This is a genomic window from Photorhabdus kleinii (assembly GCF_025384885.1).
In the GTDB taxonomy this organism is placed as follows: Bacteria; Pseudomonadota; Gammaproteobacteria; order Enterobacterales; family Enterobacteriaceae; genus Photorhabdus; species Photorhabdus kayaii.
The window spans coordinates 122,607-131,129 of record NZ_JAJAFY010000003.1; the positions used below are offsets into that span (position 1 = coordinate 122,607).

Annotated in this window: 6 protein-coding genes; all 6 read right to left on the reverse strand. The window is 38.3% G+C overall.

The genetic code is table 11. The features are described from left to right. Positions 1-3: 3 nt before the first annotated feature. The 6 genes from LG003_RS03660 to LG003_RS03685 all read right to left on the reverse strand — a co-directional run bounded on the left by LG003_RS03660 (position 4) and on the right by LG003_RS03685 (position 8,493). Positions 4-540, reverse strand: a complete 537-nt coding sequence (locus tag LG003_RS03660; RefSeq protein ID WP_315903370.1) for a DUF2946 domain-containing protein — start codon at positions 538-540, stop codon at positions 4-6. A 731-nt stretch (positions 541-1,271) separates the two neighbouring features. Further along, a complete protein-coding gene (locus LG003_RS03665) occupies positions 1,272-2,027 on the reverse strand; it encodes a cupin-like domain-containing protein (protein WP_262980171.1) in 756 nt (251 codons plus the stop codon). Positions 2,028-2,353: 326 nt separating this feature from the next. Then, positions 2,354-4,777, reverse strand: coding sequence for an acylase (locus LG003_RS03670; protein ID WP_262980172.1), 2,424 nt, complete (start codon positions 4,775-4,777; stop codon positions 2,354-2,356). A gap of 2 nt (positions 4,778-4,779) precedes the next feature. Next, positions 4,780-5,760 (reverse strand): TauD/TfdA family dioxygenase, encoded by a 981-nt coding sequence (locus LG003_RS03675; RefSeq protein ID WP_192880988.1) that lies wholly within the window; start codon positions 5,758-5,760, stop codon positions 4,780-4,782. 164 nt (positions 5,761-5,924) lie between these two features. After that, positions 5,925-6,668, reverse strand: a complete 744-nt coding sequence (locus LG003_RS03680) for an aspartyl/asparaginyl beta-hydroxylase domain-containing protein (protein WP_262980173.1) — start codon at positions 6,666-6,668, stop codon at positions 5,925-5,927. 178 nt (positions 6,669-6,846) lie between these two features. Continuing rightward, positions 6,847-8,493: a cyclic peptide export ABC transporter gene (locus tag LG003_RS03685; RefSeq protein ID WP_112876697.1), complete on the reverse strand. Its 1,647-nt coding sequence runs from the start codon at positions 8,491-8,493 to the stop codon at positions 6,847-6,849. Positions 8,494-8,523: the final 30 nt, after the last annotated feature.

The window sequence follows — 8,523 nt, forward strand, 5'->3', positions numbered from 1 at the left end:
AAATTAATGAGATAAGATCTGTTCAGGCGGAGCACGAGGCAACGAATCAGAAAAGATGAAATGCGGCAGAAAGGAAGCTACGGTTTGAATCGGTGGTGGCCGTGAAGTCAGCGAAGTTGACCAAAATAGCGGTGTATTCGCCAAATCCAGCATAGGTATATGGATCAGAAAAACGCAGTATCCACAGGCAATATCCTCCAACATCGACATACCACCACCATGCATACCCATCTGCATGCCATCATGATGGTTAGTAACATATGATACGGAAGAAACGTCAGAATGAGACATATTCCAAGGCATATCACCGTCAGATGACATCACCCTATGGCAATCGACCACTTTCGATGAATGAGCCTCACCAATGCGCACATGTTCCAGTGACCGGGAGATCACTGGCGCAATGAACAACATCAGTATCGCGAATATACCGAGCCAAGCTGGCAGGCGGCTCCGCGATGTGTAAAATTGGATCAGTGACAAACTAAGCCTATTCTTGTAGAGAACACATTCAGGAACGAGATTGTACGTATTTAACAACCAAATGTTAAAACACTTTATGCAGGAATGTCGCTTTGACGACAGAATTTGTTGTTTTTTTAAAATCTGCGGGATTATTTTCATGAGCATCGAGCAAAATCACAGAGATTAACGTCACGGGCAAGGGTATTTCCCTATGTGCAAATAAGGCAATATTCACCACACAACAAACAATGATCATGTGATTTTTTATACTGATTTATTTAACTCTAACGGTTTGATATTACTTATAATCACCGCTCATACACTGAACCTTAAGTATTAAACCTCTCAAAAATACCCTCCAACATATTGTCTTTATTGGATTTTATTTAAGGCAACTTCAACGCGTTTTCAAGCTGATTCCATTCAATCAATTCAGTTTTTAACTAAAAACTTCGTTGAAGTTACACCTGAGATTTTTCATGCCATTCCATATAGCGTTTCATTAAAAGTCGGAGAGCTCGTTATTGGTACAACTGGACAACCCGCCGCGTTTCTTCTCAATTCCGCTAAATGGCCTGTAAATGGAATAAAGATAAGCAGAGATAATAAATCATCATTACACACATCAATTTATTGATATACCGGGTTTTCCACACTACATCATGGTCGTAGAACGTTCACGACCATGTACTAGCAAGAGGAATTTATTAGCCATGTTCGGTGGACTCATTGCCTATTGTTTAAATAAAGAAGAAACCGTCACTGAATTTTTCCATCCGAGAGTGACGGTTTAAACAGAATTCAGGTTAACTTAACTCAGGAATCAACATTCGAATAAAATTCGCCTGTTCAGGTGATATATCATCGTCGTTGTTTATGGAATGCTTAACAAGCTCCAAGTTCGTGTCATTAATAAAGTTTTCAGTGATCGAAATTCCCGCCACCAAATTTTTAACTTGATGATAGTGTGTACAAGGCGTGAAAACAATATCACCAGGATTCTGTATACAATGAATTCCTTGAGCCTGAATGAAATCGGGATATAAGACCAGATCAGGGTTAAAAGCATCAACTTTGCCATAACCTATTTTCATTGCCTCTTCCGGCCCATAAAATACCCACTCTTTTCGACCACTAATCACCGCATTCCAGGCATGAGTAGAAGCAATATCCAAATGCATACGAGAGCCGCTGTTTTTAGGCCCCATATAAATCCAGCGAAGTAATAATAATGCTGCTTCATTATGCAAAATATCGTCTGAAACACGTTGACGAATTAAGCAAGAAAAGTAGTCAGGGACCTCATAATCACTCACCAATTCTTTAAAATAGAGCGAAAATGGCCACGCAGAAGCATAATAAGGATCGGGTTCTTCCACATCTTTTATATAATCAATATAGTCACCAAGAGACATATATTTATTATCTTTATTATTTGATGATCGAAATACTTTTATCAGGTGATGACCAAATTTTTGCTGAAAATAGTCCCATGTCCACTTTGTTCTTGCTACCCACTGTTCAGCGCCTCCTCGAATAATAAAAGGGACTCTATTCATCATACAAGCAGATACATCCTCTATGGATGGCATGGTGAACTCTACGCATTTCTGATAACTAGAATTAGAAAAATCCATCATATTTATATCGTTCCAAAGAATAAATAGTATTTTCTATAACTGGCTGAAGCAGCCAGCCAGCTATAATGCTTATACCCGTTATCTTTCAAGTTGCCTCTTTGTTGGCTGCACTCACTCACCCCGGTCACATCGTTATCTATGCTCCCGGGGATTCGCTCCCTTGCCGTCGCAATGCATCTTGAAATCCATAGGGTATATGTTAAAAACATCAAAAAATTTCTTGTGAACCGGTGCCAAGCAATCTTAACTTAATGTTGGATAATCAATTCCGAAATAGTTGATTGCTGAACTTCTTCTAACCAATAAGGCAACGGCAATAGCTGTTTATAATGAGAATAATATCTGCTCTGATCTGCAAAATGAGGCGAATCAATATCAGAAGATTGCGAATAAGTGAGTAACCCGCGCGCATTAGGCCCTTGTTGATCAAATGCCACCAACATTATCCAACTAGACCCATAACGAATATGATATCCCTGATCAGTTAGCTCCGATTCCAATACTTCACCACTCACCACATCATTACCCACAGTATAATGATGTTTAGGAAATAGGGTTTCATCCCCATCCCATGTCGCGATCATATTAAAGCCGCCTTCTTCTTGAAATAACCCCGGCCAACTCATGCGATTACCTGCCGGTTTACCGTCAGGTGCGGTACTTTCAATAAATTGAAATTTACTTACCGGAATATCTAAAGCCAGCCCCACATTCTTCACATTAGCAACCGCCCGTGCTAACAAGGTAACAAGCTCTTCACTTTGTTTTAATTGGCGTGGCGTTGTTGCCGGGTGGACTATATCAAACGGTACGGCAAAATGTTCTTGCTGATCAATTAAAAACGCTAATTCACGGAATATAATCGCGCCCCGACTATCCGCATTAAATTCACCGTTCCATTGTGATAGCAATTGACATGCCTGCGTAATATCCACCTTCATGCCATTCTCCAGTTTAATTAATCGGCTAGGTGTTTTATCACATAGGTAAATCACATCTTTTAATATCAGTTCGGCTAAATATGAACGCTCAGAGAATAACGCCCGTTCTAACTCCATGAGAGAAAATCGCTTATTATCACCCGCCGCATCCTCTATTAGTTGCAACCCCATACGAGTTCTGAATGATAGTGGCTTCCGCTCGTTACCAAGAAGTGGAGAAAAACCTTCGAGCAAATGTTCCAGATTCGTTGCCCAGTGAGAACCATTGGAATTTTGTACATAGGATGTTTCCACAAGCTGTGGGGTCTGATCATAACCCAAGGCTTCGGTAAAAATCATTGATGATGAGTTACCCGGTAAAATAGTCACGCCATACTTCTCACGTGCCGCCGCTAGGGTTTCGTTGTCATTCAATAATTGAATAGCTTCAAGAGGTAATGCCGGTACAGCTTTATCACCAATAAAAATACCAACGCCTTCTTTACCAGTTAACAGCGTGTTATTAAAAGCCAAGCCATTAAAATCTTTATAAGATTGTTTTGCATCGGCAAGACTATCCGCTCGATTCAACGCCAACCAATGATCAATCATATCAAGATTGTAAAGATTGACATCTTTCACGACATAAAATTCAGACTCGGACCAGGCAAAGTCTTCATTTTCAATAATAGGCCCAATATCAGTATAAAAATGATCTTTCGTGACAGTTTCAATACCGCTATCGGTTTTGACGTCAATATGAATTGGTTTCGACATTACCGGTTTAATAACACCATCAATCACATAATTGAGCGGATTATTAGCAGCAGTTTGCATTTTATAAACAATGACATGTTCAGCCGATGAATAAGTGTGAGTCCAGGCAATATTGTGATTAAATCCAATATTAACAATACCCGGGAAACCAATTAAAGACGCTCCCATGACATCAATCTTTCCATTCATGACATGATGCACTTGCCAAAAACGCATGTTGCCTTCATAAGGAAAATGGGGGTTCGCCAATAACATGCTATTGACCTCTTCAACTTTGTCACGGCCTAATGCCCAACCATTCGAACCAATGGAATAACCATTATTCCTTGATGTCTGTGAAGCCAACTGTTTTTGATCATCTTTATTGGGATCAGCAGCATAATAATCAGCAAGAAATTGAGCAGAACCAGGAAATACCGCAATAGAAAACACATATGCCAGCACATCCTCACGTTGAATAGGCACTACCCACTCTTTATCTCGACAAGCTTTTGGTAAGGTATAACGCCCTTCCTTTACATGGGACAGGTAGGTATTATAACCTGCAACAAACCCATCAATAATTACCTGTGAATCAGTACTTAATTGCGGCCATTTCTCACGCGCCTGTTCCACCAAAGCTAAAGCTTTATAACCGAAGTCCTCAATTAAATTCAGTGAATCCCCCTGCTTATCTCTATCAGCACCAAAGAAACGCGCACGTTCTCCCCGAATGCGTACATAATGATCCGCCATGATGCATATATTATCTTGTGCCTGAGCATAGGCATTGCCAAAACTCAGGCTTCCCAAGTCTTGCGCATAAATATGTGGGACACCATAATGAGTACGAACAATTTTCGCTTCAAATGCTGTCGTCGTCTTTTCTGAATAACTTTTAAATCCGCCACAACTTATTGTCAACAGAATAGTTGACAGTAATGTGATTGTTTTAAATGATATTTTTTTAAATAATACTGTTTTAAATGATGTCATTTTTATTTTGCCCTTAAAGTGCCTGTATAAAAGCAATCTCTGGCTTTGAATTTTGATTCCAATATTAATGCTCTGAGTAACCAACGATCATAACCATCGTATCGAGGTTCATATTCGCTACGCGCATGAGCGACTTTACGGTTATCAAATAGCAACATTTCTCCAGGAGATAATATAAAAGCCTCTCTATTTTCATTAATACACTGATTCAACTTTTCCAACGCGGCTTCTGCCTTTGGTGTTAAACAACGCATATAAGCTGGATCAAATATCATTTCTGGCTCTTTATGTTGACTTAATATGGCAACACGACGGCGGCCACCAATATTCGACATAAAGGTCGGATCGACATCGATCTCAAAGTTTGGTTCTTGCAATTCAGCAATGGTTTCAGCATCCAAATGAATATTCTTTGTTTGAAATAAGTAGGTTTCGGCATTTTTGTCGCCACGCAAACAATATAAAGCAACCCAGTCTGCTTTTGCATCATGGAAACCATCTTCAACATGCCATTCCAAAAACTCTTTATTTGTGCCTAATTGCACATTCTTATATTGTTCCATTGGAAAAACATCATCGATAAAATTAAAGTTCTTTTTATTGACAAACGAATAAATATACCCAATTCGAGATAATATCGTTGATATCAAAGTACGAACACCCGCTACCTCAGAACTATTTGTTTGTTCATAAGATAAAGGCGTTAAGCCAAGATCATCAGGGACAGGCAATCCCTTTATCAATAAATAATTTTCATTTTCTAACGCTCGAAAATCAAATAGTTTTTTCTGTAAACGCACAGGCAAATTAAATGATTGATAAAAACATTTCCAATAAAAATATTCGAAATTATCAATGTCATATTTTAGAGAAGACTTTAAAAATGCCTGCTTTAAATATGTCTGTTCTGCTGAGTCAAGCTCAAAAATGAAGTCATCAAACTCCTGAATATCAGACACGATGCACTGCCCTTTTCTATTCATAATAGGCTGTCCTTTTAAACTGTGTTGCCAATAGCCAGCAACACATACCTAGAAAAATATACCCGTTATCTTTCAAGTTGCCTCTTTGTTGGCTGCACTATCTATGCTCCCGGGGATTCGCTCCCTTGCCGTCGCGATCCATCTTGAAATCCATAGGGTATAAACTAACCAAAAAGTTTACGAATACCGGTAATGATCAAAACCAGTGCTTCTCGTTCTGCAAATGATAAATTGGGATGCCAGATATCCATTAATAAACAAATTCTATGTTTATCTGAACGGTTATAAGCTTCATGCTGATAAGAGTAATCAAAAAGTAAACACTCACCTTCTTTCCAACATCTGGCTTCATTCGCAACGATGATCTCACAATTGCTAGCAGGAATATCGACCGCAAAATGTAAATTAAGGGTGAAATTCCATAAATCACAATGCGGTTTAATCACCGTACCCGGTTGCAACACCGAAAAATGAACTTCCAATAGAGGACAATGCCAATCCCGTAATTCATTATTAAAAATATGCCATGTAGCGGGCAAAATATTGGCAACGGCGTTATTAGGCTGACCATTTTTAAATAAATATAATGCTTTCCAATCTTTTTGAGTTCCCAAATAGTGCTCATAATCGGTGATATATTGAGACTCACCACTGATGACTGCGTTAATTTCCTGTTTTATTTTACCCGCATTATTCATCAATGAGGTGACTAACGGCTGCAATTGCGGAAACGAATTCGTATCCAACCACGGCGAGGTAGAAAGACCGGGCATGATATATTTGGCATCTGCTTGTAATGGCGCTCTTTGTTGTAGTAAAGGATAAAACATATCCTCTACTCTTTTTAAACAGTCACTCCCATATTTTTCTCTAATTCCAGCCAATTGATCTTCAAATAGTTCCAACATGATAACCTCCTGATATTTATGTTTTATACCCGTCATCTTTCAAGTTGCCTCTTTGTTGGCTGCACTCACTCACCCCGGTCACATAGTTCTCTATGCTCCCGGGGATTCGCTCCCTTGCCGCCGCGATGCATCTTGAAATCCATAGGGTATATTATGATTACATCTTAGCAATAGCGGGCTATAAAGCCGCATTTTCTACTTTATCGGGGTGTACATTGATTTCAATATTATCTACTAAACCATTATCCATCGTGATAACTCTGTCGGCGATATGAAAATATTTATCATCATGGCTAATAACAATGATAGTTTTTCCATCGCGCTTCATTTCAGGAAGTAATTCATGATAGAAAAATCTTCTATAATTAGGGTCCTGATCGGCTGCCCATTCGTCAAACAAATAAATAGGTGCATCTTCCATATAAGAGATAACCAGCGCTAAGCGCTTACGTTGACCATGAGAAAGCTTAGTTGTGGATAATTTTCCATCTTTAACCGTGACTTTTGCTGCTAAATCCAATTTTTTCAGATATTGACGAGTTAATTCATCATCGGCAAGTTCACCTTTTCGATTAATTACCGTATCAAATAGATAAAAATCCGAATGAATAACACTGTACATATTCAGATAATTCTCTCGGTTATCTTTATTAACCACCTTATCATCTATGAAAATATCACCTTCAGATTTATTCAATAAGCCAATCAACAATTTGGCAAAAGTTGACTTACCACTGCCATTACCGCCTTTAATAAGGATAATTTCGCCGCGCTGAATATCCAGATTAATCGGCCCAACAGAAAAACAGTTCCCTTCACCGGCATACTTAAAGCTAATGGAACGCAGGGAAATTCGAGACCACTCTTTAAATTCTTCTGTGTTGGTTAACCTTGGCTCCATTGATAAGTTTTCAGAAAACCTCAAGCGATCAATCTTACGCAGAGATATAAGCGCTTTTACTATAGTTTCCTGGGATGATAAAATAAAATCAACAGGCCCCAGTAAGAATGTCATTATAAAGATAAAGGTAAGAATATCGTTACTTTCCCCTATTCCCCACATAATATGTGAAAATAAAATAGCCCCAAGAACCAAGAATAATAGTACTTGACCCCAATTTTCATTCAGTTTCCAAAAAATTTCCGATCTAAGATCAGAATCATTAATCTTTTCTAATGATGGTAAAACACCTCGATTAAAAAACGATTTTTTTCGTCTTTCATTGTTATTCAGCTCTTTAACCCCATCCACCAGACTTTTAAACTGCTCATGAAGATTATCATAATCATCACGATATATATCATCATAAGCTTCGGCTTTACTGATGAAATAACACGAAACCAAAATTCCTAATGGGAGAATAACCAAGATGACCACAAAAAGACCAATCGATTTGAATGCCAAAAAACCCAAACATGCAATCACAGTAATCACATGATAAATAAACTGTGGCATAGTAGAAATAGCCCTAGAAATATCACTTACATCAGATGTTAAGCTGGCCTGAACTTTATGTCCTCCAATCCTATCCAAAATGGCATAAGGGGTATTCAAGATTCGTTTTACTAAGGCACTACGAACCTCAAAAATAATTTTCACACTTAACTTTGTCATTAAGTAATTAGCAAAAGAACTTACAATAAATAAACAAACCAGCCCACTGAAGAACTTAATTGTCCATGATAATAAGTCAACACTAATCTGTTCCAATGCATCATCGGTAATTAAGGATATTAGCCAAATACTAAAGAAAGCACTAAAAGCACCAACAATACTATTAAGAATAATTTTTAACCGATTGGCTTTAACCAAATCAGAGATCATCGAGATTAACTCCTAAATAAGATTTTACTA